At 72.4% G+C, this 22492-nt stretch carries 23 protein-coding genes; 13 read left to right on the forward strand and 10 right to left on the reverse strand.

Translation table 11 applies throughout. The annotated features are described in order from the left end of the window. The first annotated feature begins 380 nt into the window (after positions 1–380). The 4 genes from E9228_RS12225 (at position 381) to E9228_RS12240 (ending at position 2653) form a co-directional block, all read left to right on the forward strand. On the forward strand, positions 381–950 hold the full coding sequence (locus E9228_RS12225; protein WP_166780853.1) for a manganese efflux pump MntP: 570 nt from the start codon (positions 381–383) through the stop codon (positions 948–950). Between the two features lie 87 nt (positions 951–1037). Then, a complete protein-coding gene (locus tag E9228_RS12230) occupies positions 1038–1478 on the forward strand; it encodes a hypothetical protein (protein WP_166780854.1) in 441 nt (146 codons plus the stop codon). Between the two features lie 142 nt (positions 1479–1620). Beyond that, a complete protein-coding gene (locus E9228_RS12235) occupies positions 1621–2265 on the forward strand; it encodes a nucleotidyltransferase family protein (RefSeq protein ID WP_166780855.1) in 645 nt (214 codons plus the stop codon). After that, on the forward strand, positions 2225–2653 hold the full coding sequence (locus E9228_RS12240) for a hypothetical protein (RefSeq protein ID WP_166780856.1): 429 nt from the start codon (positions 2225–2227) through the stop codon (positions 2651–2653). The genes E9228_RS12235 and E9228_RS12240 overlap by 41 nt, the downstream gene beginning before the upstream one ends. Positions 2654–2732: 79 nt before the next feature. Here the strand turns inward: E9228_RS12240 and E9228_RS12245 are convergent, their stop codons facing one another. Further along, the gene (locus tag E9228_RS12245; protein WP_166780857.1) at positions 2733–3311 is read right to left on the reverse strand and encodes a hypothetical protein; all 579 of its coding nucleotides are present in this window, start codon (positions 3309–3311) and stop codon (positions 2733–2735) included. Between the two features lie 144 nt (positions 3312–3455). Here E9228_RS12245 and E9228_RS12250 point away from each other — a divergent pair, with 144 nt between their 5' ends. Both E9228_RS12250 and E9228_RS17600 read left to right on the forward strand, forming a co-directional pair. Further along, positions 3456–4139 (forward strand): response regulator, encoded by a 684-nt coding sequence (locus E9228_RS12250; RefSeq protein WP_166780858.1) that lies wholly within the window; start codon positions 3456–3458, stop codon positions 4137–4139. Continuing rightward, positions 4136–5689, forward strand: a complete 1554-nt coding sequence (locus E9228_RS17600; protein ID WP_166780859.1) for an ATP-binding protein — start codon at positions 4136–4138, stop codon at positions 5687–5689. Before E9228_RS12250 ends, E9228_RS17600 begins: the two co-directional genes overlap by 4 nt. A 69-nt stretch (positions 5690–5758) precedes the next feature. Here E9228_RS17600 and E9228_RS12260 read toward each other — a convergent pair whose 3' ends face one another. From E9228_RS12260 to E9228_RS12270, 3 genes are read right to left on the reverse strand one after another with little or no spacing between them, the layout of a single operon-like run. Further along, positions 5759–6748: an XdhC family protein gene (locus E9228_RS12260; RefSeq protein WP_166780860.1), complete on the reverse strand. Its 990-nt coding sequence runs from the start codon at positions 6746–6748 to the stop codon at positions 5759–5761. Further along, a complete protein-coding gene (locus E9228_RS12265) occupies positions 6748–9555 on the reverse strand; it encodes a molybdopterin-dependent oxidoreductase (protein ID WP_166780861.1) in 2808 nt (935 codons plus the stop codon). The genes E9228_RS12260 and E9228_RS12265 overlap by 1 nt, the downstream gene beginning before the upstream one ends. Continuing rightward, the gene (locus E9228_RS12270) at positions 9552–10394 is read right to left on the reverse strand and encodes an FAD binding domain-containing protein (RefSeq protein WP_166780862.1); all 843 of its coding nucleotides are present in this window, start codon (positions 10392–10394) and stop codon (positions 9552–9554) included. Before E9228_RS12270 ends, E9228_RS12265 begins: the two co-directional genes overlap by 4 nt. A 216-nt stretch (positions 10395–10610) precedes the next feature. On the opposite strand from E9228_RS12270, the gene uraD reads away from it, so the two are divergent. From uraD to E9228_RS12290, 4 genes are read left to right on the forward strand one after another with little or no spacing between them, the layout of a single operon-like run. After that, positions 10611–11153 (forward strand): 2-oxo-4-hydroxy-4-carboxy-5-ureidoimidazoline decarboxylase, encoded by a 543-nt coding sequence (gene uraD, locus E9228_RS12275; RefSeq protein WP_166780863.1) that lies wholly within the window; start codon positions 10611–10613, stop codon positions 11151–11153. Then, entirely contained in the window at positions 11150–11488 is a 339-nt protein-coding gene (gene uraH, locus E9228_RS12280; protein ID WP_166780864.1) for a hydroxyisourate hydrolase, read from the forward strand. The genes uraD and uraH overlap by 4 nt, the downstream gene beginning before the upstream one ends. Before the next feature lie 6 nt (positions 11489–11494). Then, the gene (gene pucL, locus E9228_RS12285) at positions 11495–12466 is read left to right on the forward strand and encodes a factor-independent urate hydroxylase (protein ID WP_166780865.1); all 972 of its coding nucleotides are present in this window, start codon (positions 11495–11497) and stop codon (positions 12464–12466) included. Between the two features lie 8 nt (positions 12467–12474). Further along, a complete protein-coding gene (locus E9228_RS12290) occupies positions 12475–13122 on the forward strand; it encodes a nucleotidyltransferase family protein (protein WP_166780866.1) in 648 nt (215 codons plus the stop codon). Positions 13123–13173: 51 nt separating this feature from the next. On the opposite strand, the gene E9228_RS12295 is transcribed toward E9228_RS12290, so the two are convergent. From E9228_RS12295 to E9228_RS16810, 5 genes are all read right to left on the reverse strand, one after another. Beyond that, complete coding sequence (locus tag E9228_RS12295; RefSeq protein WP_341849904.1) at positions 13174–14268, reverse strand: alkene reductase; 1095 nt, start codon at positions 14266–14268, stop codon at positions 13174–13176. 65 nt (positions 14269–14333) lie between these two features. Next, entirely contained in the window at positions 14334–14546 is a 213-nt protein-coding gene (locus E9228_RS12300; protein ID WP_166781313.1) for a Trm112 family protein, read from the reverse strand. Between the two features lie 48 nt (positions 14547–14594). Further along, positions 14595–15050 (reverse strand): MarR family winged helix-turn-helix transcriptional regulator, encoded by a 456-nt coding sequence (locus tag E9228_RS12305; RefSeq protein ID WP_166780867.1) that lies wholly within the window; start codon positions 15048–15050, stop codon positions 14595–14597. Between the two features lie 190 nt (positions 15051–15240). Next, entirely contained in the window at positions 15241–17934 is a 2694-nt protein-coding gene (locus tag E9228_RS12310; protein ID WP_166780868.1) for an MMPL family transporter, read from the reverse strand. Positions 17935–18014: 80 nt separating this feature from the next. Next, positions 18015–18650: a TetR family transcriptional regulator gene (locus E9228_RS16810; protein WP_208386140.1), complete on the reverse strand. Its 636-nt coding sequence runs from the start codon at positions 18648–18650 to the stop codon at positions 18015–18017. A 185-nt stretch (positions 18651–18835) separates the two neighbouring features. On the opposite strand from E9228_RS16810, the gene E9228_RS12320 reads away from it, so the two are divergent. From E9228_RS12320 to bla, 3 genes are read left to right on the forward strand one after another with little or no spacing between them, the layout of a single operon-like run. After that, entirely contained in the window at positions 18836–19435 is a 600-nt protein-coding gene (locus E9228_RS12320; protein ID WP_166780869.1) for a MarR family winged helix-turn-helix transcriptional regulator, read from the forward strand. A gap of 10 nt (positions 19436–19445) precedes the next feature. Beyond that, positions 19446–20366: an NmrA family NAD(P)-binding protein gene (locus E9228_RS12325; protein WP_166780870.1), complete on the forward strand. Its 921-nt coding sequence runs from the start codon at positions 19446–19448 to the stop codon at positions 20364–20366. Positions 20367–20403: 37 nt separating this feature from the next. Continuing rightward, complete coding sequence (gene bla / locus E9228_RS12330; protein ID WP_166780871.1) at positions 20404–21369, forward strand: class A beta-lactamase; 966 nt, start codon at positions 20404–20406, stop codon at positions 21367–21369. 64 nt (positions 21370–21433) lie between these two features. Here the strand turns inward: bla and E9228_RS12335 are convergent, their stop codons facing one another. After that, positions 21434–22423: an alpha/beta hydrolase gene (locus tag E9228_RS12335; protein WP_166780872.1), complete on the reverse strand. Its 990-nt coding sequence runs from the start codon at positions 22421–22423 to the stop codon at positions 21434–21436. Positions 22424–22492: the final 69 nt, after the last annotated feature.

Genomic DNA, 22492 nt, shown 5'->3' on the forward strand with positions numbered 1-22492 from the left:
GAGGGTGATCGTGTTCTTCAGGGACTTGCGCATGTCTTCATTCCTTTGCTTGTCGCGCTCGGCGCGGTGGGTGACAGCGCGCCGAACACACCCCGCGAAGGGGTGGAGAACCAGCGGTGAGCTGCTGGTGAGCGCTTGCGGGTGTTTCCCGGCTTGTGACAGTGATTCGGGGCCACTCGCGAGATGGTTTGGGTGGGTTTGTCCTCGTTACCGTTCTGTGACAACCCGGGCCTGTCGGGCGGCCGGGCGAACGCCGGAATTCGTCGCGCCGAATCCTTCTGATCAGGCCTTTTCGGCGGTGTCGCCCGCTCGGGACATGGCAGGATCGACGAGTTCCGAGACGACGGTGTCTCCGCTGTCATCTCGAAAGGCGTCCCCCCATGTCGTTCTGGGCCCTCTTCCTCATCGCGCTCGGCGTCTCCGCCGACGCCTTCGCCGTCGCACTCGGCAAGGGCCTGCACATGAAGCGGTTCAACGTCCGGCAGGCCGTGGTGATCGCCGTCGTGTTCGGTCTCTTCCAAGCGCTGATGCCGCTGCTCGGCTGGCTGCTCGGCACCACCTTCGCCCGCGCGATCGCCGACTACGACCACTGGGTGGCGTTCGGGCTGCTCGCGCTCGTCGGCGGCAAGATGCTCTGGGAGGCCTTCAGCAAGCACGAGGACACCGACGAGGACACCGACCGCCTGCGGATCCGCGAACTGCTGGTGCTGGCCATCGCGACGAGCATCGACGCCCTCGCGGTCGGCATCACGCTGGCGTTCCTGCCGGTGTCGATCGGGTGGGCCGTCCTGCTCATCGGCATCACGACCGCGGTCCTGAGCTTCGTCGGGGTGGCCGTCGGGCGTCGGGTCGGCGCCCGCTTCGGCAAGCCCGCCGAGATCGCCGGCGGTGTGGTGCTCATCCTCATCGGCGTGCAGATCGTCCTCGAGCACACCGGCGTCCTCGGCTGACGCCGTCGACCATCGGTCATCGGACGGCTCGGGCGGCGATCCACTCGCGATCGGACTGGCTCTGCCTGTCCATGCGAGGATCAGGCCGTGACTCGTGGGGACACCGACGGAAGCGGACGCACCGGGACCGGACCGTGGCCGCATGCGATGCTGGCAGCTGCAGTCGGCGCCGTCGCAGCCCAGTTCACCCACGGCGGTGCCGTCGCCGTTCTGCTGACGGGGTTGCCGGGCTTGGTGGTGCTCGTGATGGTCACGGTGGTGACCGGTGGTGCCCTCGCTGTGTGCGCGGTCCTCGGTACGGGAGCGCGGAGGTTCGCGTGGCTCGGAACCACGGCGCTTCTCGTGGTCCCCGTGGTACTCGTCGTCGACGCCGTCCGCTTCATGCGAGCCGGACCGAGCGATTCCCCCGACGGTGGCTTCTCACCGTCGCCGCTGCTGTGGGTGATCGGCGCGGTGCTCGCTGCCGTCCCTGCTGTGCCTGTGCATGTGACCCGTACCGGCAGATCCCCAGCCGGTCGAGGCGAGTGACACCGGGGGACTTCGCACCGCGAGGCCGAGGGACCCGCGCGATCTTCCACGCGCAGTCACAGCCTCTCCGGGAGTAGCTTGACTAGATTTAGTCATTCGTGACTAAATAGCGTCACTGCCGACCGAGCCGGAGGAGGTGTCGATGCAGCTACAGAACCCGTTCACCGCGCTCTCGCCGACCGTGGACGCCGACGTGCTCGCCGAGCTCGCCAGCGTTCCTCCAGGTCGGCCCCACCCGCTGCCCGCCATCGTCGAGCGGACAAAGCGCTCCAGGACCGGGGTGCTGACCGTCCTCGAGCGGCTTGTGCAGCAAGGCGTCGTCTTGTTCGACGACATCGGGGGTGTCAAGACCTACCAGCTCAACCGCGAGCACCTGCTTGCAGAACAAATCGTGGCGATCAGCGAGTCGCGGGCTCGTTTCCTCGCTCGTCTTCGCGATGACTGCGAGCTGATCCCCGTCCGGTACGCAGCGCTCTTCGGTTCCGCGGCACGGGGGACGATGCGGCCTGACAGCGACATCGACCTGTTCTTCGCGGTGGACGCCGCCGAACGGGAGCGTGCGGAGGACCGGATCTTCGACCTCACCGGTGCTGTCCATCGCTGGACCGGGAACGAGGTCAATCCCGTCGTCTACGACGCCACCGCCATCAGTTCCGACGACCCACTCATCGCCGCCATCGACGCAGAAGGCATCCCACTGACCAACGATCGTCGATGGCTGCGGAACCAACTCCGAGAGGCTGCCGATGACCCCACCCAAGCTCGCACCGACGACACCCGGCGATGACGCGTACATGCGCGGCCGGTTCAGCAAAGCGAAGGACTTCCTCGAGTCGGCAGAGGCCCTGTTCGTCGTCGGATCGGACGACGGGGTCCTCGCTCCGACCTCGGTCCACGCCAGCTCGTTCGTGGACCTCTGCGTGAACGCTGGCATCGCTGCAGGTGACGCCATCTGCATCAAGAGGACCGGCCGGTACAGCAGCGGCGGCGACCACAACGCCGCAGTCGCGATCCTCAAGGACGCGACCGACAGGGCGGTTGCGAAGAACCTCGACATGCTCATCCGGGTGAAGAGCAAAGCGGCGTACAGCGCAAGGGCGGTGGACGCGTCGGACATCCACAACGCCGGCGAAGCTGCGCGCGCTCTGGTCGACTACGCCCGAGACGTCATCTGACCCGAGCCCTTCGCTCCCCCCGCATACCGGGAGGCGCGGTGCGGGTCGGACCCGCACCGCGCCTCCCGGCCGGGTCGCGTCAGGAACCGGAGGCCGGTGCGTCGCTCGGGGCACCGGTGGGCGCGTCACCCGGGGTCCGCGGGGTCGGCGCCGAGCCGTCCGTCGCCGGGGGCGTCGGTGCCTTCCCATCGGCCTTCGGTGCTGCTCCGTCGGGACCGCACGTGGCAGCTCCGCCGGCCGGACCGGCTCCCGGTCCGGCTGCCGGACCACCGGCGGGGCCGCCTGCCGGGCCGCCGGCTGCACCACCGGCTGCGCCCGGGCCGCCGGGCGCACCGCTCGGCGCTCCCGTCGGCGCACCGGTGGGTGCCCCGGACGGTGCCCCGCTCGGTGCTCCGGTCGGCGCGGTGACGCTGCTGTTCCCGCCGTCACCGGGACCGGCCGCCATCGCCGCAGTGACGCCGACCCCGCCGAGGACGAGGGTGGCGGCGACCGCGGCACCGATGCCGGCGCGGCGGGCGAAGCGTCGTCGGCCGGCGGTGCGGTCGGCTGCGGGTGCCGTGGTGGGCGCTGCGGCGAAGTGGTCCACCGGGTACTGCTCCGTGGGCTGGTCGTTCCGGTTGCGGTCGTCGTGGTCGTCGTGCTGGTTGCTCTGGTGCATCGGGGTGCTCCTCATGGCTGCGGCGAACCCGTGCGGCTCGCTGTGGACAACGCTGGAAGTCGTGTCTGAAGCAGGACTGAAGCACAGGCGTTGCCCAGGTCGTTCCATGCTGCTTGCTCGCAGAGGACACCTACCGTTCCCCGCGTGACCCTCCCCGCCCGCGTCCTCGTCATCGACGACGACGAGTCCATCCGCACCGCTGTCGCCTCGAGCCTCCGGGCCGAGGGGTTCGCCGTGCGCACCGCCGGTGACGGCGACACCCTCGTCGAGGACCTGGCCTCGGGCCGCCCCGACCTGGTGGTGCTCGACTGGATGCTGCCCGGTGCGAGCGGCATCGTGCTGGCTGCCCGGGTGCGCTCGGTGTCGGACGCGGCCGTGGTGATGATGACAGCGCGCGACGAACTCGAGGACCGACTGCGCGGGTTCGCCGAGGGTGCCGACGACTACGTGGTGAAGCCGTTCGCGATGGCGGAGCTCGTCGCCCGGGTCACCGCGGTCCTGCGGCGGCGGGGTCGGATCCCGTCCGTGGTGGAGATCGGCGACCTCGTGGTCGACCCGGACGGCGCGACCGCTCGCCGCGGTGGTGCGCTGCTCGACCTGACCGCGACCGAGTTCCGGCTGCTCTGCTTCCTGGCCGAGGGTCGTGGCCGGACGCTGTCGAAGGCGCAGATCCTGACGCAGGTGTGGGGGTACGACGACATCGACCCGAACATCGTCGAGGTGCACCTCAGCGCACTGCGGCGGAAGATGGAGGCGCACGGGCCACGCCTGATCCACACGATCCGCGGGCTCGGCTACCGGATGAGCGCCGAGCGGGTCGCTGCGTGAGCCGCCGCCGGGTCGCCGGTCCCGCCACGCCCGCACTCCGCACCACGTCCCTCCGCCTCCGGACCGTCGTGGCGATCGTGGTGCTCCTGGCCGTCCTGCTGGGCGGGCTGTGTGTCGCGGTGCAGGTCCTGCTCGGCGAGCAGCTCCGCGCCCAGACCGTCGACCGGCTGCGGGACCGGGCGTCCGCGGCGGCGGCCCTCGTCGGGACGGTCGACGCCGACGACCTCGCCGACCGCCTGTCGATGCAGGGGCTGTCCGTGCGCATCGTGCAGCCCGACGGTGCCGAGGTGCAGGCGGGTCCGTCGCCTGAGCAGCTCCGCGCCGGACCGCCCGACCCGGGGAGCCTGCCCGCGCCGGGGTCGGGCCCGGGGGCCGCTACCGGGGCCAACGGCACAGGCACCGGCGCCGGCCGCACCACGACCGGCAGCGCGGACGGTGCATCCGTGGTGTCCTCGACGACCTCCGAGGACGACGGTGTCCTGACCCTCCGGTCGCGGCTCGACGACGGCACGGTCCTGACCCTGACGACCGGCACCCGCGACGTCCAGTCCACCCTGTCGACGCTCGGCTGGGTGATGGGAGCCGCGTCCGCCGGGTTCCTCGTCGTCGCCGTCGTCGGTGTCACCCTCGTCGTCCGCCGGGCGCTCCGACCACTCGACGTGGTGACGTCGACCGCGATGTCGATCGCCGGGGGTGACCGTGGCCGACGCCTCCGACCGCACCGGGACGACACCGAGATCGGCCGTGTCGCGACCGCCCTCGACACCATGCTGGACGCGGTCGAGGGTGCGGAGGACTCCGCCGTGCAGGCTGAGCTGCGACTCCGGGCCTTCCTGTCTGACGCCGCTCACGAACTCCGCACTCCGGTCGCCGGGGTGCGGGCGGCTGCGGAGACGCTGATCCGCGCGGGCGTGCAGGGGGAGCAGCAGGAGCAGCTCGCGGTGCACGTCGTGCGACAGGCGGGGCGCGCCTCCCGGCTCGTCGACGACATGCTCACGATGGCGCGGCTGGACCGCGGGATCGACCTCGACCGCCGACCGGTGGACCTGGCCGCGTTCCTGACGGCCGAGGCGGAACGGCTGGTCCTGCGGCTGCCGTCGGTGCACCTCGACGTGCGCGTGCCGGACCATCCGGTGCCGGCCTTGCTCGACGCGGACCGGATCGCCCAGGTGCTCGGCAACCTCGCCGACAACGCCGCCCGGGCGACCGGCGGTGACGGCCACCTGCTGCTGACGCTCCTGGCCGCCGACGGTGCGGACACCGCCGTGGTCCGGTTGGAGGACGACGGTGTCGGCATCCCGCTCGCGGACCGGGAGCGCGTCTTCGACCGACTCGTCCGCTTGGACGACGGACGCGAGGACCGGAGCGGCGGCGCCGGGCTCGGCCTGCCGATCGCGCGCGGGATCGCGCGTGCGTCCGGCGGCGAGCTGGTCGCGGCCGACCCGCTCGTCCTGGACGGCGCGGCGTTCGTGCTCACCCTGCCGGTGTCCGGAACAGCGGCCCCGGCACACGACCACGGCCGGGAGGCGCGACTCACCCCCGTCGGCTGAGGTGCGGACGCGTGCTGGGGTCGCGAGATGCCCCGTCGGGTGCCGTCCGGGCCTGGGCCCGGCCCCGACTCACCGGGCCGCGACCTGACGCCGGTGCACCGGCCCGCTGCCGTCGACGAGCGCGCCGCCCGGGGCACCGCGGCGGACCGCGACGACCTCGGCCATGATCGACAGCGCCATCTCGGCGGGCGTCTCGGCGCCGATGTCGAGGCCGATCGGGGACCGCAGCCGCTCGGTGTCGGGCGTACCGAGCTCCCGCAGCACGGACAGCCGCCGCTCGTGCGTCGCCCGGGACCCCATCGCGCCGACGTACCCGGCACCACGACGGAGCGCCAGGTCGAGCACCTCGGCGTCGAACCGGTCGTCGTGGGTGAGCACGATGACGACGGTGTCCGGTCCGATCGCGGTGTCGGCGAGGACCCTCGGCGGCCACCCGACGACACGCTCCTGCGCCGCCGGGAACCGCTGGTCGGTGAGGAACACCGGCCGCGGGTCCACGACGGTCACCGCGTAGCCGAGCATCGCCGCGGTGTTCGTGACGGCGACGGCGAACTCGACCGCGCCGACCACGATGCACCGCGCCCGTCCGCCGGCGTACTCGGTGAAGACGCGGGTCCGGCAGCCGTCCGACGCCGTCACCGCGGTGCCGAGCGAGGCCGCGTCGAGCGACAGGCCGAGCGAGGTCGGCGCTCCGGCAGCGGCGGCACGGAGCGCGTCGACCACGACGGCGTCGGTCGGCAGGACGCGGTGCACGAGCACTTCGACCCGGCCCCCGCACCGCAAGCCCGGCGCCCAGTCGGCCAGCGGGTCGGACGGGTCCTCGAACCCGAAGCGTTCCAGGACCGGGACGCCCGTCGTCAGGACGTCCTCGGCGGTGTCGTAGAGCGACCCCTCGACGCATCCGCCGGAGATCGTCCCGACGACCTCGCCGCCGGGCAGCACCGCCATCGAGGTGCCGGTCCCGCTCGGCGCGCTGCCCTGCACGTCGACGGCGGTCGCGACGACGATCGGGTCGCCGCCGTCGAGCACGGCCAGGAGGCGCGGTGCCAGTTCGAACATCAGACACCTCCGGCGTCGGTCGCGTCCGCCAGCAGCGCCCACACCCGGTCGCGGGTCATCGGCAGGCGGTACGGCCGGATGCCGATCGCGTCCCGGACGGCGTTGGCGACGGCCGGGGCGACCGGGTTGTAGGGCGCCTCGCTCATCGACTTCGCACCGAGGGGGCCGAGCGGGTCGGAGGTGTCGGCGAAGAGCACCTGCGTCCGTGGCACGTCGGATATCTTCGGCACCCGGTAGGAGCGGAAGGCGTCGGTGGTGACCCGGCCGGTGGCGTCGAGCACGACCTCCTCGTAGAGCGTCGACCCGATCGCCTGTGCGGCACCGCCTTCGACCTGGCCACGGAGCTGTTCGGGGTTGAGGACGGTGCCGGCGTCGACGGCCTGCACGCTCTGCAGGATGCGGACCTCGCCGGTCGGTCGGTGCACCGCGACCCGAGCGCCGTGCACCGTGAACGCGAGGGAGCGCGGGGTGCCGTCGTGGCTGGCGTGTGCGACGAGCGGCCCCTCGGCCAGCAGCTCCGCGTGTCCGACGAGCTCGTCGCCCACGCGGACGCCCTCGGGCTCGACGGTGACCGCCGGACCGAGGACGCCGGAGGCCGTGCGCGGGGTCCGGGCCGCGACGAGCGCCAGCGCCCGGGCGGTCAGGTCGTCCCGGAGGGTCTGCGCGGCGGCGTACAGGGCCCGGCCGGCGACGACGACCCCGGCGGACCCGAACGCCCCGGTGTCGTGGTGCGCGGCGTCGGTGTCGGACTGGTGCACGTCGACCCGGTCGGGCGTGGTGCCGAGCGCGGTGGCGACGAGCTGTGTGTGCACGGTGGTGGTGCCGTTGCCGAACTCCGCCGTGCCGACACCGATGCGGTAGCGCCCGCCGGGCAGCAGCTCGACGGACGTGTGCGCGTGGTGGCCCCGAGGCGGCATGGTCGCGATGGCCGCGAGCGCGACACCCGTGCCGTACGCCCAGTCCGGGGAGCGATCGAGCCCCGGTCCGTCCAGCACCGGCCCGTCCATCCGCGGGACCTCGGGCAGCGGTCCGGCGAGCGCGTCCTCGACCAGGTCCAGGCACTGGTCGAGCCCGTAGCTGCCCTCCCACTGCAGGTCGCTCTGCTCGTGCGGGTCCGTGACGACGAGCGGGTCACCCGGCACGACGACGTTCCGCCGGCGGAGCTCGATCGGGTCGATGTCGAGCTGCCGGGCCAGGTCGTCCATCGCCGACTCGATCGCGAACACCACCTGTCCGAGGCCGTACCCGCGGAACGCCCCCGAGGGCAGGTTGTTCGTGTAGACCGACTCTGCGTCGACGCGCTTCACCGGGCACCGGTACACCGCGACGGACTCGCTGACCGAGTGGAACATGACCCCGATGCCGTGGTTGCCGTACGCCCCGGTGTCCATCGTCTGGTCGACGTGCAGCGCCGTCAGTGTGCCGTCGGCATCGGCACCGAGCCGGACCCGGACGCGCATCGGGTGCCGGGTGGGAGCGACCGTGAACTCGTCCCGACGGCTGAACTCGAACTGCACGGTGCGTCCGGTCCGGAGCACCGCAAGGGTGACGAGGTCCTCGGTGAGCAGCTCCTGCTTGCCGCCGAACCCGCCGCCCACCCGCTTCGCGACGACGCGCACCCGGGCCGGGTCGAGTGCGAAGACGTGGGCGATCTCGTCCCGCACCAGGAACGGGACCTGCGTGGCGGTCCGGAGCACGAGCCTCCCGTCCGGGTCCACCCACCCGCGGGTGGCGTGCGTCTCGAGGGCGGCGTGCGAGACACGGCCGGTGGTCCAGACGCCGTCGACGGTCGCGGCCGACGCGGAGAGCGCGGCCTCGACGTCGCCGGTACCGCCGTGGAGGCTCGCCACCACGTTCCGCGCCGGCTCGGCGATCCGGTGCTCGGCGGCCGTCTTGTCACCGTGCAGGAGCGGGGCGCCCGGCCGCCGTGCCGCGTCCGGGTCGTGGACGCTGTCGAGGACCTCGTACTCGACCCGGACCAGGGCGCACGCCTGCTCGGCGATCCGGACACTGTCGGCGACCACGGCGGCGACCCGCTGTCCGCGGAACCGCAGTACCGGGTCGAGCACGCGGGTGTCGTCCGGGTCGTCGAGCCGCGACTCGTGGCGGCCGGTGGAGAACAGCACGCCGGGGTCGTCGTGGTGGGTGAGCACGGCGTGCACGCCGGGCAGGGCCGCGGCTTCGGTGGTGTCGATCGCGGTGATGCGGGCGTGCGGGTGCGGGCTGCCGAGGACGGCGAGGTGCAGGAGCGCCTCGGTGCGCCGGAGTCCGTCGCTCGGGATGTCCAGCGTGTACTCCTCGCGGCCGGTGACGATCCGCCGGGCGGCGGGGGCGGCGACCGAGGTGCCGATCGCCGCGCCGGGAGCCGCGCAGGAGGTGTTCGCGACGCCGTCCAGTGCGTCCTCGATCGCCCGGTACCCGGTGCAGCGGCAGAGGTTGCCCTTGAGCTTCCGGTGCCGGTCGGCCAGGTCGTCCTCGGTGAGCGTCGAGGCGGTGACGACGAAGCCCGCCGTGCAGAAGCCGCACTGGAACCCGGGCGCCTCGGCGAACGCGCGCTGGACGGGGTGCGGGTCCTCCGGGGTGCCGAGACCGGCGGCCGTGGTGACCGTCCGGCCCTCGAGCCGGTGGGCCGGGGTGATGCAGGAGTGCACCGGCACCTGGTCGACGAGGACCGTGCAGGCACCGCAGTCACCGGCGTCACAGCCCTTCTTCACGGAGGTCACGCCGTGGTCGCGGAGGAGCGTGCGGAGGACCTGTCCGGGCTGCGGCGAGACCTCGAGCAGGGTGCCGTCCACCTCGAGCCTCATCGGGTGCCCGCCGTCGCTGCGCCCGCTACCTCGGCCGCTTCGGTCCGGAGTTCGTGCGCGAAGACGCTGCTCACCGCGCGTCGCCACCGGGGGGAGCCGTGCGGGTCGTCGTACCAGTCCTCGTCCGAGCCCAGGACGGCGTCGAGTGCTGCGTCCACCTCGCCGGCCGACGGCACCGACGACCACCGGAACACCACCGGCCGCGGGGTCGCCGCCGTGACGACGAGCACGAAGCCGGCCGCCGACCACCGTGCGGTGACGAGCGAGCCCGACCGGCCGTTCGGGCTGAGCGACACCCGGCGGAACCCGGTCGTCGCCCGGAGTGCCTCCTCCGGCAGCTCGAACGCCCGGATCACCTCGGCGTGTCGGAGGTCGAGCGTCTGCACCCCGAGCACGAGCTGCTCCACGGGGACTCGGCGCTCCCCACCGTCCGGCGTCCACACCACCGCGGTCGCGTCGAGCGTGACGAGGAGCGCCGTCATCGCCCCGGCCGGCAACCCGACCGCCACGTTCCCGCCCACGGTCGCCGCGTTCCACACCTTGAACGAGGCGAGCAGCGCGTTCGCACACCGGTCGACGAGCGGCCAGGCGGTCCAGTCGGGGTCCGGCTGCACCCGGAGCAGCGCGGCGATCGTGCACGTCGCGGCGATCGTCAGCGTGCCGGGCGTCCGTTCGACGTCCGGCCAGCCGAGCGTCGTCAGGTCGACGAGTCCGGTCAGGCCGGGTTGCTCCTCCGAGAAGAGCCAGGTGCCGCCACCGAGCGGGCGGTCACCGGGTGCGAACGCGAGGTCGTCGCGGTGCGACGGTGTCCGCACGGTGCGGACGGAGACGAGGTCCATGGACGGGTCCGATCAGGGCAGGGCGGCAGGGGTCGACGAGCGCACCGACTCGTCGGCCGTGCGCGATCATGCCCCGGTTCCATGCCATGTCGGCCACGCTAGGGAACCGGTGTTTCAGCGTCGTTACGGGGAAGGAACAGCCGTGGTCGGGCGGTACAGCGGACCCGTGACCTGCCCGACCTCTCCCCGAAACACGGGGGTGCCATCCTCCGGGACATGACCGTTCCACCGTCCGACACCGCCACCCAGGCGTCCGCGACGACCGGCAGCGCGCTCGCGTTCGACCGGCTCGACGACGACGCTGCCCGGGCGCTCGTCACGTCGTGGGCCGCCGTGCCCCGGTGGGTCGACGCCGTCCTCGCCGGCCGCCCCTACGGTGCGGCCGACGCCCTCGCCGCCGCGGCCGACCGGCTCGCGCGGAACTGGACCGACGACGAGGTGGACGCCGCGCTCGCGGAGCACCCGCGGATCGGGGACCGGCCGGTGGGTGACGGGGCCGCGGCAGCAGCCTCCCGGCTGGAACAGGCCGCGTCCGCCGAAGCCGACGCGGACACGGCGGCCGCACTCCGGGCGGGCAACGCCGCGTACGAGGACCGCTTCGACCGGGTGTTCCTCATCCGGGCCGCCGGCCGCAGCGCCGACCAGGTCCTTGCCGAACTGCACCGACGGATGGAGCACGACGACGCCACCGAGCGCGTCGAGGTCGCCGCCCAGCTGCGGGAGATCGCCCTGCTCCGACTCGACCGGAGCGTCCGGTGAGCCACCTCAGCACCCACGTGCTCGACACCACGAACGGGTGGCCGGCCGCCGGGGTCGCCGTCTCGTTGACCGACGCCGACGGGGTGCTCGTCGCCTCCGGCCGGACCGATGCCGACGGTCGGATCAGCAGCCTCGGGCCGGACCGGCTCGCACCGGGGGAGTGGACCCTGTCCTTCGCCACCGGCGCGTACTGGGCGGCGCTCGACACCGGCACCTTCCACCCGCGCGTGACCGTGACGATCACCGTCCCCGAGCAGGCGGACCACCCCGCCCCGCACCTGCACGTCCCCCTCCTGCTCAGTCCGTTCGCCTACTCCACCTACCGAGGGAGCTGACCCACCATGACCGACACCAGCACCGCACCCGACACCGCCGCCCGCGCCACCGAGCCCGGCACCGTGCCGACCACCGTCCACCTCGGCGCCAACCAGTACGGCAAGGCCGAGGTCCGCCTGGTCCGGGTGACCCGCGACACCGACCGCCACGAGATCGAGGACCTCACCGTCACGACCCAGCTGCGCGGCACGGCGCTCGCCGACTCGTACACCGACGGCGACAACGCGAAGGTCCTGGCGACGGACTCGCAGAAGAACACCGTGTACGCCTTCGCCCGGGAGCACGGGGTGCACAGCCCGGAGGAGTTCCTGCTCCGACTGGGCCGGCACTTCACCACCGCGTTCGACTGGTACGACGGCGCCACCCTCTCGGCCGAGCAGCACACCTGGGAGCGCATCACGGTCGCCGGCCGCGAGCACGACCACGCCTTCGTCCGGGCCGGAGCCGGCACGCGCACCGCGGTCGTGCAGGTCGACGGCGACGACGTCCACGTGATCGCGGGCGTCACCGACCTGACCGTGCTCAAGTCGACCGGCAGCGAGTTCCACGGCTTCCCCCGCGACGGCTACACGACCCTCGCCGAGACCGACGACCGGATCCTCGCGACCTCGGTGACGGCCCGGTGGCGGTACCTGCCGGACGCGGTCGCCGCCGGCATCGACTACGACGCCGTGCACGCGGGCGTCCTCGCCCGGATGCTCGAGACCTTCGCCGACCTGCACTCGCTCGCGCTGCAGCAGACCCTGTTCGCGATGGGGCGCACCGCGATCGAGGCGTTCCCCGAGATCGCCGAGGTGCGCTTCTCGATGCCGAACAAGCACCACTTCCTGGTCGACCTGGCGCCGTTCGGGCTCGACAACCCGGGCGAGGTCTTCTTCGCCGCGGACCGCCCCTACGGCCTCATCTCGGGAACGGTGGTCCGCGACGGCATCGAGGAAGCACCCGCCGCCTGGCTCGCGGTGCCCGGGTTCGTCTGACGATCCACATGACGGCCGCCCACACGCGACCCGGACGGGTCGTCGGCGTCGTCCTGGCTGCCGGTGCGGGTACCCGCATGGGCCGGCCGAAGGCCCTGGTCCGTCGATCGGACGGCCGAGCGTGGGTCGACCTGGCGGTCACGGCCCTGCTCGACGGCGGCTGCGACACGGTCGTCGTCGTCCTCGGTGCGTCCAGCCGGGAGGCACGTGCCCTGGTCCCCGTCCGGCCGGCGGTCCGCACCGTGGTCGCCGCCGAGTGGGAGCGCGGCCCGTCCGCCTCGCTGCTGGCGGGCCTGTCCGCGGCGTCGGAGGACCCGGACGTCACCGCCGTGCTCGTCACGCTCGTGGACCTGCCCGGGCTGCCGGCAGAGGCGGTGCGCCGGGTGCTCGACGACCGCGGTCGAGCGGTTCCCGACCGCGCGGCACTCCGACGGGCGGTGCACGACGGCCGGCCCGGACACCCGGTGCTCCTCGGGCGCGACCACTGGGCCGCGCTCGATGCGGCGCTCGAGGCGGCAGCGGGGGAGGACCGAGGCGCCGGGCCCTGGCTCCGGTCGGCCGGGGTGCAGTCCGTCGAGTGTGGCGACCTGTGGGACGGCGACGACCAGGACCGACCCGGGTCGGGTCCGGGCGCATCTGACCTGACCCGGACGTGACGGGAGGCCCGGTGCCAGCTGGCACCGGGCCTCCCGTCAGGTGGTCTCGGACTAGGCGACCGACGTGCGCACCTCGGCGAGGGTCGGGTAGTCGGTGTAGCCCTCGGCGCTCTGGCCGTAGAAGAGCTCGGGGCGGGGCTCGTTGAGCTCCGCGTCCTGCTCCCAACGCTCGGCGAGGTCCGGGTTCGCGATCGCGGGACGGCCGACGGCGATCGCGTCGGCGATGTCCTCGTCGACGACGGCGATGGCCTCGTCGCGTGTGGTCATCGCGCTGAAGCCCGAGTTGACGACGAACGGGGCGCCCGCGGTGCGGCGGATGTGCTGCACGAGGTCACCGGTCGGCTCGGCGTGCAGGACGTCGATGAAGGCGAGCCCGAGCGGAGCCAGACCCTCGGCGATCGCCGAGTAGACGGCGCGCACGTCGGCGGCGTCGTCCTCGATGACGCCCTGGATGCCGTGCTCCGGCGACAGGCGGATGCCGGTGCGGTCCGCGCCGACGGCCTCGGCGACGGCCGTGGTGACCTCGACGGCGAAGCGGGCACGGTTCTCGGCCGAGCCGCCGTACTGGTCCGTGCGGGTGTTCGAGTGGCTCGACATGAACTCGTGCACCAGGTAGCCGTTGGCGCCGTGGACCTCGACGCCGTCGATGCCGGCGGCGATGGCGTTGCGGGCGGCCTGGACGAAGCCCTGGACGGTCTCGGCTACCTCGTCGGTGGTCAGCTCGTGGGGGACCGGCATGTCGGCCTTCGAGCCGTCGGCCAGGTGGGTCTGGCCGGGGGCGGCGACGGCGCTCGGGCCGACGATCCGCGGGGTCTGCGAGATCGCGGGGTGCGAGACCCGGCCACCGTGCATGAGCTGCATGACGATCGTGCCGCCGCGCTCGTGGACGGCGTCGGCGACGCGACGCCAGCCGGCGATCTGCTCGTCGGTCTCGATGCCGGGCTGGCCGGGGTAGGAGCGGCCCTCCTGCACGGGCCAGGTGCCTTCGGTGATGATCATGCCGAGGGTCGCGCGCTGGGCGTAGTGCTCGACGAGCAGGTCGTTCGGGATCCCGTGCTCACCGGCGCGGGTGCGCGTGAGGGGGGCCATGGCGATGCGGTTGCTGAGTCGGAGGGCGCCGAGGGCGGTGGGTTCGAAGAGCTTCACGTCCGGTCGGAACGCCGCGAGCATGTTGCGCATTCCAACTCGCGCCCGCTGTCCGGTTCCCGTGGTCAGGGGCGCGGGCACACCAGCGTGGAGGAGCGGACCTGACCCTCGGGGCGGATCACGGTGTGCAGGGACAGCGGTTGGTGGCAGATCGGACAGCCGCGGTCGACCGTGCGGTCGTCGATGCCCTCGGGGTGTCCGGCACCGATCTGCGAGGGCCCCATCTTGTCGATGAGCGTCGTGTTCCACCGCTCGTACCACTGCGCGAAGCGTCCCATGGTCACCCTTCCGTTCGTACCCTGATCATTAGTGTACTCGCGATTACGTCAGTCGGCGAGACCGGCGTGGTCCACGACCTCGAGCAGGGCCGTCAGCTCGTCCTTCAGCGCCTCGAGTCGAGCCACCGGCCACCCCAGCCGTGCGGCCACCGCGACCGGGACGGCCTCGGCACGGTCCCGGAGGGCGCGTCCGGCCGTCGTCAGGGACACCGCGAGCTGTCGTTCGTCCTCGGTGCTGCGGCTGCGGCGGACGTAGCCGGACGCCTCCAGTCGCTTCAGCAGCGGGCTGAGGGTCGCCGACTCGAGCCGGAGTTCGCCGGCGATCTCCCGCACCGATCGGGGGTCCCGCTCCCAGAGGGCGAGCATCACCAGGTACTGCGGGTGCGTCAGGCCCATCGGCTCCAGGAGTTCGCGGTAGAGCCCGACCACGCTGCGGCTCGTGGCGGCGAGGGCGAAGCAGAGCTGCCGGTCGAGGGAGAGCGGGTCGGTCTCGGTGTCGAGCATGCACCCACCGTACCCTTCCTGCACGAACTGGTGCCGACTGAGCCGCGGAACACCGGTGTTCGTCTGGTGCGCCGCGCATCTGCGCGATGTGACCGACGAACACCGGTGTCGTGCGGGGTGGACGACGGACGGGAGGCCCGGTGCCGGTCTCGTGGACCGGCACCGGGCCTCCCGTCGGCGACGCTGGTGCCTACGCGCGGTGCGCGGGCGAGTGACCCGAGTCGTGGGTCGGTGCGTCCGGCTCCGCCGGAGCCGCGTGCGACCCGTGGTGGGCGTCGTCGTCCGCCGGGGCCGACCCGTGCGGCGTCGCCGGCTGCATGCGCTCGAGCTTGGCGCCCTCGACGTCCACGTCCGGCAGGATCCGGTCGAGCCACTTCGGGATCCACCACGCGCTCTTGCCGAGCAGGTGCATCACGGCAGGGATGAGCAGCATCCGGACCACGAACGCGTCGAGCAGGACACCGAACGCCAGCCCGAACCCGATCGGCTTGATCGTCGACGAGTCCGAGAAGATGAACCCGGCGAACACCGAGATCATGATGATCGCGGCCGCCGTGACCACCGCGCGGCCGGCGTGCAGACCACGCTGCACCGCGACCTTTGCGCTGGAGCCGTGGGCGTACGCCTCACGCATGCCGGAGACCAGGAACAGCTGGTAGTCCATCGCGAGCCCGAACAGGATCCCGATCTCGATGATCGGCAGGAAGCTCAGGATCGGCGCCGGGTCGTGCACGCCGAACACGCTGCCGAGCCAGCCGAACTGGTAGATCGCGGTCAGACCACCGAACGAGGCGAGCACCGACAGGATGAAGCCCGCCGTGGCCGTGATCGGCACGAGGAACGACCGGAACACGATGATCAGGATGATCAGCGACAGCCCGACCACGACCGCCAGGTAGAGCGGCAGGACGTTCGCGAGCTTCTCCGACACGTCGATGTTGGCACTGGCGTTGCCGGCGACGCCGAGCTCCACCGTGCCGTCATCGGTCGAGACGCTCTGCGAGCGGAGGTCCTTGACCAGTTCCTCGGTCGAGACGCTGTCCGGGCCGCCGTGCGGCTTCACCTGGAACGCGATGATCGAGCGGTCCTTCGACGCGCCGATCGGCAGGACCGCGTCGACGTCGTCGTTCTTCGACAGCGCCTGGCCGATCGTCACCTCGGTGCCGGTGACGTCGTCCTTGCTGACTGCCTTCGGCAGCGTCGCGACGACGAGCAGCGGCCCGTTCTGGCCGGCGCCGAACTCCTTCTCGAGCGTCTTGTACGCCTTGTACTGGCTGGACTCGACCGCCTCCGACGACCCGGACGGCAGGCCCAGGCGCATCTGCGTGGCGGGGAGTGCGATGGTGCCGAGGACGGCGACGCCCGCGACGAGGGTGATCACGGCACGCCAGGTCGACATCGGCTTGTTCGGGACCGGCACCGAGCCGGTGTGCCCGATCTGCTGCCGCTCCTTCTTCCGGAGGATCCGCAGGCCGAGCAGCGAGAGCAGCGCCGGGGTGAAGGAGGTGGCGATGAGGATCGCGAACAGGACCGCGACCGCACCGACCGTGCCCATCAGGCCGAGGAACGGGATGCCGGTGATGTTCAGCGCGAGCAGCGCGACGATGACCGTCGTCCCCGCGAAGACCACGGCGTTGCCGGACGTGCCGTTCGCCAGCCCGATCGACTCGTGCACGCCCATGCCCTGCTTCAGCTGGGTCCGGTGCCGGTTGAGGATGAACAGGGAGTAGTCGATGCCGACTGCCAAGCCGAGCATCACCCCGAGCACGGGCGTGACCGAGATGAACTCGACCAGGCCGGAGAAGGACAGCGAGGCGAGGGTCGCGACGCCGACACCGAGCACGGCGCTGAGCAGCGGGATCGCGGCACCGATGACCGTGCGGAGCATGAGGAACAGCACGAGGGCGGCGATGATGACGCCGATGATCTCGCCCGGTCCGAGGATCGAGGGCACGCCCTGCGCGATGTCGTTCGAGACGAAGACGTCGACACCGCTGATCTTCGCGGCGTCGGCGCGGTCCGAGATCTCCTGCTTCGTGGTCTGCGGGACCTCGTAGGTCGACTTCGTGAACTGCACCGTCCCGATGGCGGCGGAGTCGTTCGACGAGACGAAGCGGATGTCCTTCGACAGGTCCAGCAGGTCGGAGCCCTGCTCGAGGTCGCGCTCGTTGTCCGCGAGCTTCTTCGTGTTCGAGTCGATGGTCTTCTGCGCGTCGGCGATCTGCTGCTCGCCCGCGGTCAGCTGCTGCTGCTGGGCGTCGATCTGGGCCTGCGCCTGCTCGAGCTGCTGCTGGCCGGCCTGCGCCTGTGCCTGTGCGGCCGGGGTGGCAGCAGCGGCGGCTCCGGCGGCCTGGGCCTGTGCCTGCGCCTGGGCCTTCTGCGCGTCGAGCTGCGCTTGGGCGTCCGTGATCTGCTGCTTGCCGGACTCGAGCTGGGCCTTCTGCGCGTCGAGTTGCTCCTGCCCGTCCTCGAGCTTCTGGCGCCCCTCGGAGATCTCCTTGCGGCCGTCGACGATCTTCTGCCGCTGGTCGTCGAGCCGCTGCTGGGTGGCGAAGCCGTCGGTGGTGCCCTTGACGCCGGGCAGGTCCTCGAGGTCGGTCAGGAACGACTTGACCTGGTCCTGCTGGCTGTCCGTGAAGGCCGTGCCGTCGGTCGTCTGGAAGACCAGCGTGCCGTTGCCGCCGTTCGCGCTCGGGAACTTGTCGGCCAGCTCGTCCTGCACCTGGCTGGTCTTCGTGCCGGGGATCGTGATCGAGGACGAGATGGTGCCCGCGAACAGGCTGAAGGTGACACCGGCGATCGCCATGAGGGCGATCCAGGCGATGATCACCGTCCAGTGTCGGCGGGCCGCGAAGCGACCGAGGCGGTAGAGGAGACCGGCCATGCTGGGCCCCGTTCCTTTCGTCGTGGGTGGTGCTGTCGAACGGGGTGCGCCGGTGGACCCCTGGGAGGACGTCTGTTCGGTCAGTGCTCGGGCAGGTACCCGCTGCGGACGCTGTGCACGAGTCGTCCGAGCAGGGCGTCCCAGTCGGCCCGGGCCTGTTCGTCCAGGCGGGGACCGGTGGTCGTGAGCCAGTGGTCGGCGATGACGACGATGCCGCTCATCAGCGAGTCCACCAGGAGTGCGGTGTCCAGGGCATCAGCTGCGGGGTGCCGCCGGGCGACCTCGCTGCGGAGGCGCCCGGTGACGCGGGCGAAGGCGGTCTGGGTGAGGGCGGCCGCCTTGGGGTCGTCCTCCTCCGGCTCGCCGAGGATCCGGTGCAGCCGGACGATCGCGCCGGGCAGGTCCGTGCCGCGGGCGGCGGACTCGAGTTCGTCGAACATCGCCGCTCTGCTGCCGTCACCGACCGGGGTGTTCGCGATCTCGGCGAGGAACTGGTCGATGATCACCGACAGCACCTCTTCGCGCACCGACAGGCGGATCTCGTCGAGCGAGGCGAAGTGGTTGAAGACCGTGCGGCGGGCGACGTCGGCACGGGCCGCGAGCTCGTCGACGCTGAACTCGCCGCCGCGCTCGTCGATCAGCTCGCGCGCGGCCTGCAGGATCGCCGCACGGTGCCGGGCCTTGAGGGCAGCACGGCGATCGGGCGAGAGGGTCACGGTGAAGACACTAGGTGCATCGATGCACTCGGTGCACCTTCCTGGGGTCGATGCCCAGGTTCGTCCCCCGACCTGCGGGGGTCCGCAGGTCGGGGGCCCCGGTGCCGTCAACACCAGCGGCCACGCAGCGTGCCGACCTCGATGATCTCGATACAAGACGATCTTGAACGTGTATCGTCTCATCCATGGACAGTCACGACAGCGCCGCGCCGGCCACGGTCCTGCCGGAGATCGACTGGACGGCCGGTGGGATCGAGACCGAGCTCGGCTGGGCGCTGCCGCTGGCCCTGCAGGAGTTCATGCGCCTGGGGACCGACGCCGTCGCCGACGTCCCCGCCGGCCCGCGCGGGTACCAGGTGCTCGTCGCGATCACCACCGAGGAGCCCTCCTCGCAGCTCTCCCTCGCTCGACGGCTCGGCGTGGACAAGACCCAGATGACGTACGTCGTCGACGCCCTCGAGGCCGGCGAGTTCGTCGAACGTCGCGCCGACCCGTCCGACCGACGGGTGCGCCAGGTGCTCCCGACGGACGCCGGCCGGGAACTGCTCGACCGGGCCCGGCGGTCCCTCCGCGCCGCCGAAGGAGTCCTGCTGCGTCACCTCGCCGAGGACGAGCAGACCACGATGCGGCACCTGCTCGCCCGTGTCGCACTCGCCGCGAGCACGCCCGCTCCCGGCTCCGTCACCGACGACCCCTCCTTCCACCACCCGGTCGCCGCACCGGAACGTTCCCGCCGGCGACGGGAGCCGGGGACCCCGGCGACCCCGTCGACGACCCCACAGTGAGGCCCTCCCCATGACCAGCACCGTCCTCGTCGCCGGAGCGACCGGCGACCTCGGCCACCGCGTCGTCCGCGAACTCCTCGGACACGACGTCCGGGTCCGGGTCCTCACCCGCCCCGGCAGCACGTCCGCCGCGGCCCGGTTCGACGACCACCCGCAGGTCGACGTGGTCGTCGCCGGCTACGACGACCACGATGCCCTGACCCGGGCCGTGGACGGTGCCGACGTCGTCGTGTCCACCGTCAGCGGCACCCGTCCGGTCATCGTCGACGCGCAGCGAGCCCTGCTGACGGCCACCGTGGCCGCCGGGGTGCCGCGGTTCATCCCCTCCGACTACTCGGCCGACTACCGGCGGATCACCCCCGGGACGAACCGCAACTTCGAGCTGCGCCGCGAGTTCGCCGCGCACGTCGACGCGGCACCCGTCCAGGCCACGTCGATCCTCACCGGGATGTTCACCGACCTGCTCACCGGCGAGGCTCCGATGATCCTGTTCGGCCGCCGTCTGGTCCTGTTCTGGTCGTCCGCCGACCAGGTGCTCGACTTCACCACCAAGGACGACGTCGCCCGGGTCACCGCCCTCGCCGCCCTGGACGACGACGCTCCCCGGGTGATCGAGATGGCCGGCGACCAGCTGACGGCCCGTGACGTCGCTCGGACCGTCAGCGAGCTGACGGGTTCCCGGTTCCGTCTGCAGTGGGCGGGCACGACCGGCACCCTCTCCGCCATGAGCGCGGTGGGGAAGCGGCTCGCGAAGGACACCGACGAGACGTTCCCGGCCTGGCAGGGGATGCAGTACTTCGTGAGCATGTTCAGCGGGCAGGCGCAGCTGCGGCACGTCGACAACGGGCGGTACGGCTCCCACGACTGGACGAGCGTCCGCGACGTCCTCCGCGCGCACCTCGCCACGGGCAGCGCACGTACGGCGTCCTGACCGGCCACCGGCAGGAACGCCGCACTATCGTGTGACGATGCCGGACCGGACGAGGGCGACGATCGTGACCGCGCTCGTCGTCGCGGCCGCGATCGCGTTGACGGGGTGTCAGGCGGGCGTGGCGCCGGTCGGTCCGAGCCGCCCCACCTCCGGCACGGCGACCACGACACCGACCGCGACGACACCGCCTCCCGCGAGCACGACGAGCGCCGCGACCACCCGGGCGCTCGGTGCACTCGAGTCCCGGCACGATGCCCGGCTCGGCCTCGTCGCGATCGACACCGGCAGCGGTGCGACCGTCACGCACCGAGCCGGGGAGCGCTTCGCGTTCGCGTCGGCTGCGAAGGTGTTCATCGCCGCGACGGTGCTCGACGACGCCCGGTCGGACGACCTCGACGCCGTCGTGCCGATCGAGCAGCGTGACCTGCTGGCGTACGCCCCGGTGACGTCGCAGCACGTCGGATCGGGCATGACCGTCCGGGCGCTCCTCGACGCGATGCTCCGGTCGAGCGACAACACCGCCGCGAACCTGCTCGTCGCGCGGGTCGGCGGACCGTCCGTGGTGCAGCGCTGGCTCCGCGGGATCGGCGACCAGGTGACGCAGGTCCTGCGGGTCGAGCCGGACCTCAACGAGGCCACCCCGGGCGACGAACGCGACACGACGACGCCCGCGCAGTTCGCGGCGGACCTGCGGACGGTGCTGCTCGGGGACGCCCTGCGCCCGGACGACCGGCAGCTGCTGGTGGAGACGATGGCCGGGAGCACCACCGGTGACGCGACGATCCGTGCCGGTGTGCCGCACGGGTGGTCGGTCGCGGACAAGACCGGCACGGGCTCCCACGGCGTCCGGAACGACGTCGGGATCGTCACCCCGCCCGGCGGCGCCCCGGTCGTCCTCGTCGTGATGACCAGTCAGTCCGCGGCGGACGCCGAGCCGGACGACGCGCTCGTCGCCACGGCCACCCGGACGGCGGTCGCCGCACTCCGCGCGACGCGGCGCTGAGCGGCGGTCCGGGGTCCGGACGGTCCGAGCGGTCCGCGCGGTCCGCGCGGTCGCCGCCTCCCGGTCAGTGCGGGAGCGTCGCCGCCCACCGCCCGATGACGTCGTACGCGTGCTCGCGGACCGGCTGGGCGGACAGCACGACGTCGTGCAGTGCGCCTCGGAGCCGCCGGACGGTCACCTCGTCGCCCAGCGAGAGCGCGCGTCGCGCGACGGCGTCCACGTTGAGCGCGACGTCGGCCCGCGTCATGCCCTCGTTCCACCGCGGTTGCAGCATGCTCTTGTCGCTGAGCATCACGAGCGTCGGCACCGTGATGCCGAGGCCGTGCGCGACCCGCTCCTGCCCGGCGAAGACCGCGGCGAGCCACCCGGGGTGCAGTGGGAAGCCCCGATCGGGCCGCCACCGCTGGTCGTAGGTCCAGGTCCCCTCGGCCGAGCTGGAGACGGTCCGGGTGTAGAAGCCGGGGTCGACGGCGGGCATCGGGGCGAGGGGGTTGCGCTTCGCGCCGAGCTTGATGACGGGCGCGACGACCGCCCGGCCGATCGCGTCCGCCTGGAACTCCAGCCACGGGCTGTTGAGCACGAGCCCGTCGACGAGCTCCGGGTGTCGGGCGCTCCAGAGCGCCAGGGTGAGGCCACCGGTGGAGTGCCCCATCGGGACGAGGCGTCGGTGCTGCTCGGGGTGCTCGGCGCGGATCACGTCGAGGGCGGCGGCGATGTCCTCGTCGTAGGTGGCGAGGTCGTCGACGTGACCGGGCGTCTGGTGTGGCCGGAGGCTCCGCCCGTACTTCCGCAGGTCCAGGGCGTGGAATCGTGCGCCGAGCCGTTCGACCCGCTCCGCCAGCTCGGTCTGGAAGAAGTAGTCCGACCAGCCGTGGACGTAGAGGACGTCGACGTCGTGCAGGGGACCGGCGTGCCGGCGCAGGTGGTCGACCGGGCCGCGCCGCCGACGGACGAGGGTCGCGACCACCGGCCCCTCGTCGTCCACCCCGAGCGGCAGCTCACGACGCTCGTAGTCCGCCCCGAGGACGTCGTCCTGCCACCCCGCGTCCGTCATCCGTCGTTCCTACCGCAGTCGCCTGCGCGTCGTCGCGACCAGACGACGCAACGGGAGGCTCCCCACCAG

Source organism: Curtobacterium salicis (genome assembly GCF_011759505.1).
Taxonomy (GTDB): domain Bacteria; phylum Actinomycetota; class Actinomycetes; order Actinomycetales; family Microbacteriaceae; genus Curtobacterium; species Curtobacterium salicis.

Excerpts from the sequence above, each read along its gene's own strand:
- E9228_RS12265 (WP_166780861.1), bottom strand. The coding sequence starts at position 9,555 with ATGAGGCTCGAGGTGGACGGCACCCTGCTCGAGGTCTCGCCGCAGCCC.
- E9228_RS12310 (WP_166780868.1), bottom strand. The coding sequence starts at position 17,934 with ATGGCCGGTCTCCTCTACCGCCTCGGTCGCTTCGCGGCCCGCCGACAC.
- bla (WP_166780871.1), top strand. The coding sequence starts at position 20,404 with ATGCCGGACCGGACGAGGGCGACGATCGTGACCGCGCTCGTCGTCGCG.
- E9228_RS12300 (WP_166781313.1), bottom strand. The coding sequence starts at position 14,546 with ATGGGACGCTTCGCGCAGTGGTACGAGCGGTGGAACACGACGCTCATC.
- uraD (WP_166780863.1), top strand. The coding sequence starts at position 10,611 with ATGACCGTTCCACCGTCCGACACCGCCACCCAGGCGTCCGCGACGACC.
- E9228_RS12305 (WP_166780867.1), bottom strand. The coding sequence starts at position 15,050 with ATGCTCGACACCGAGACCGACCCGCTCTCCCTCGACCGGCAGCTCTGC.
- E9228_RS12325 (WP_166780870.1), top strand. The coding sequence starts at position 19,446 with ATGACCAGCACCGTCCTCGTCGCCGGAGCGACCGGCGACCTCGGCCAC.
- E9228_RS12240 (WP_166780856.1), top strand. The coding sequence starts at position 2,225 with ATGACCCCACCCAAGCTCGCACCGACGACACCCGGCGATGACGCGTAC.
- E9228_RS12225 (WP_166780853.1), top strand. The coding sequence starts at position 381 with ATGTCGTTCTGGGCCCTCTTCCTCATCGCGCTCGGCGTCTCCGCCGAC.
- E9228_RS12235 (WP_166780855.1), top strand. The coding sequence starts at position 1,621 with ATGCAGCTACAGAACCCGTTCACCGCGCTCTCGCCGACCGTGGACGCC.
- E9228_RS12320 (WP_166780869.1), top strand. The coding sequence starts at position 18,836 with ATGGACAGTCACGACAGCGCCGCGCCGGCCACGGTCCTGCCGGAGATC.
- E9228_RS12290 (WP_166780866.1), top strand. The coding sequence starts at position 12,475 with ATGACGGCCGCCCACACGCGACCCGGACGGGTCGTCGGCGTCGTCCTG.
- E9228_RS12270 (WP_166780862.1), bottom strand. The coding sequence starts at position 10,394 with ATGGACCTCGTCTCCGTCCGCACCGTGCGGACACCGTCGCACCGCGAC.
- pucL (WP_166780865.1), top strand. The coding sequence starts at position 11,495 with ATGACCGACACCAGCACCGCACCCGACACCGCCGCCCGCGCCACCGAG.
- E9228_RS12260 (WP_166780860.1), bottom strand. The coding sequence starts at position 6,748 with ATGTTCGAACTGGCACCGCGCCTCCTGGCCGTGCTCGACGGCGGCGAC.
- E9228_RS12245 (WP_166780857.1), bottom strand. The coding sequence starts at position 3,311 with ATGCACCAGAGCAACCAGCACGACGACCACGACGACCGCAACCGGAAC.
- E9228_RS12335 (WP_166780872.1), bottom strand. The coding sequence starts at position 22,423 with ATGACGGACGCGGGGTGGCAGGACGACGTCCTCGGGGCGGACTACGAG.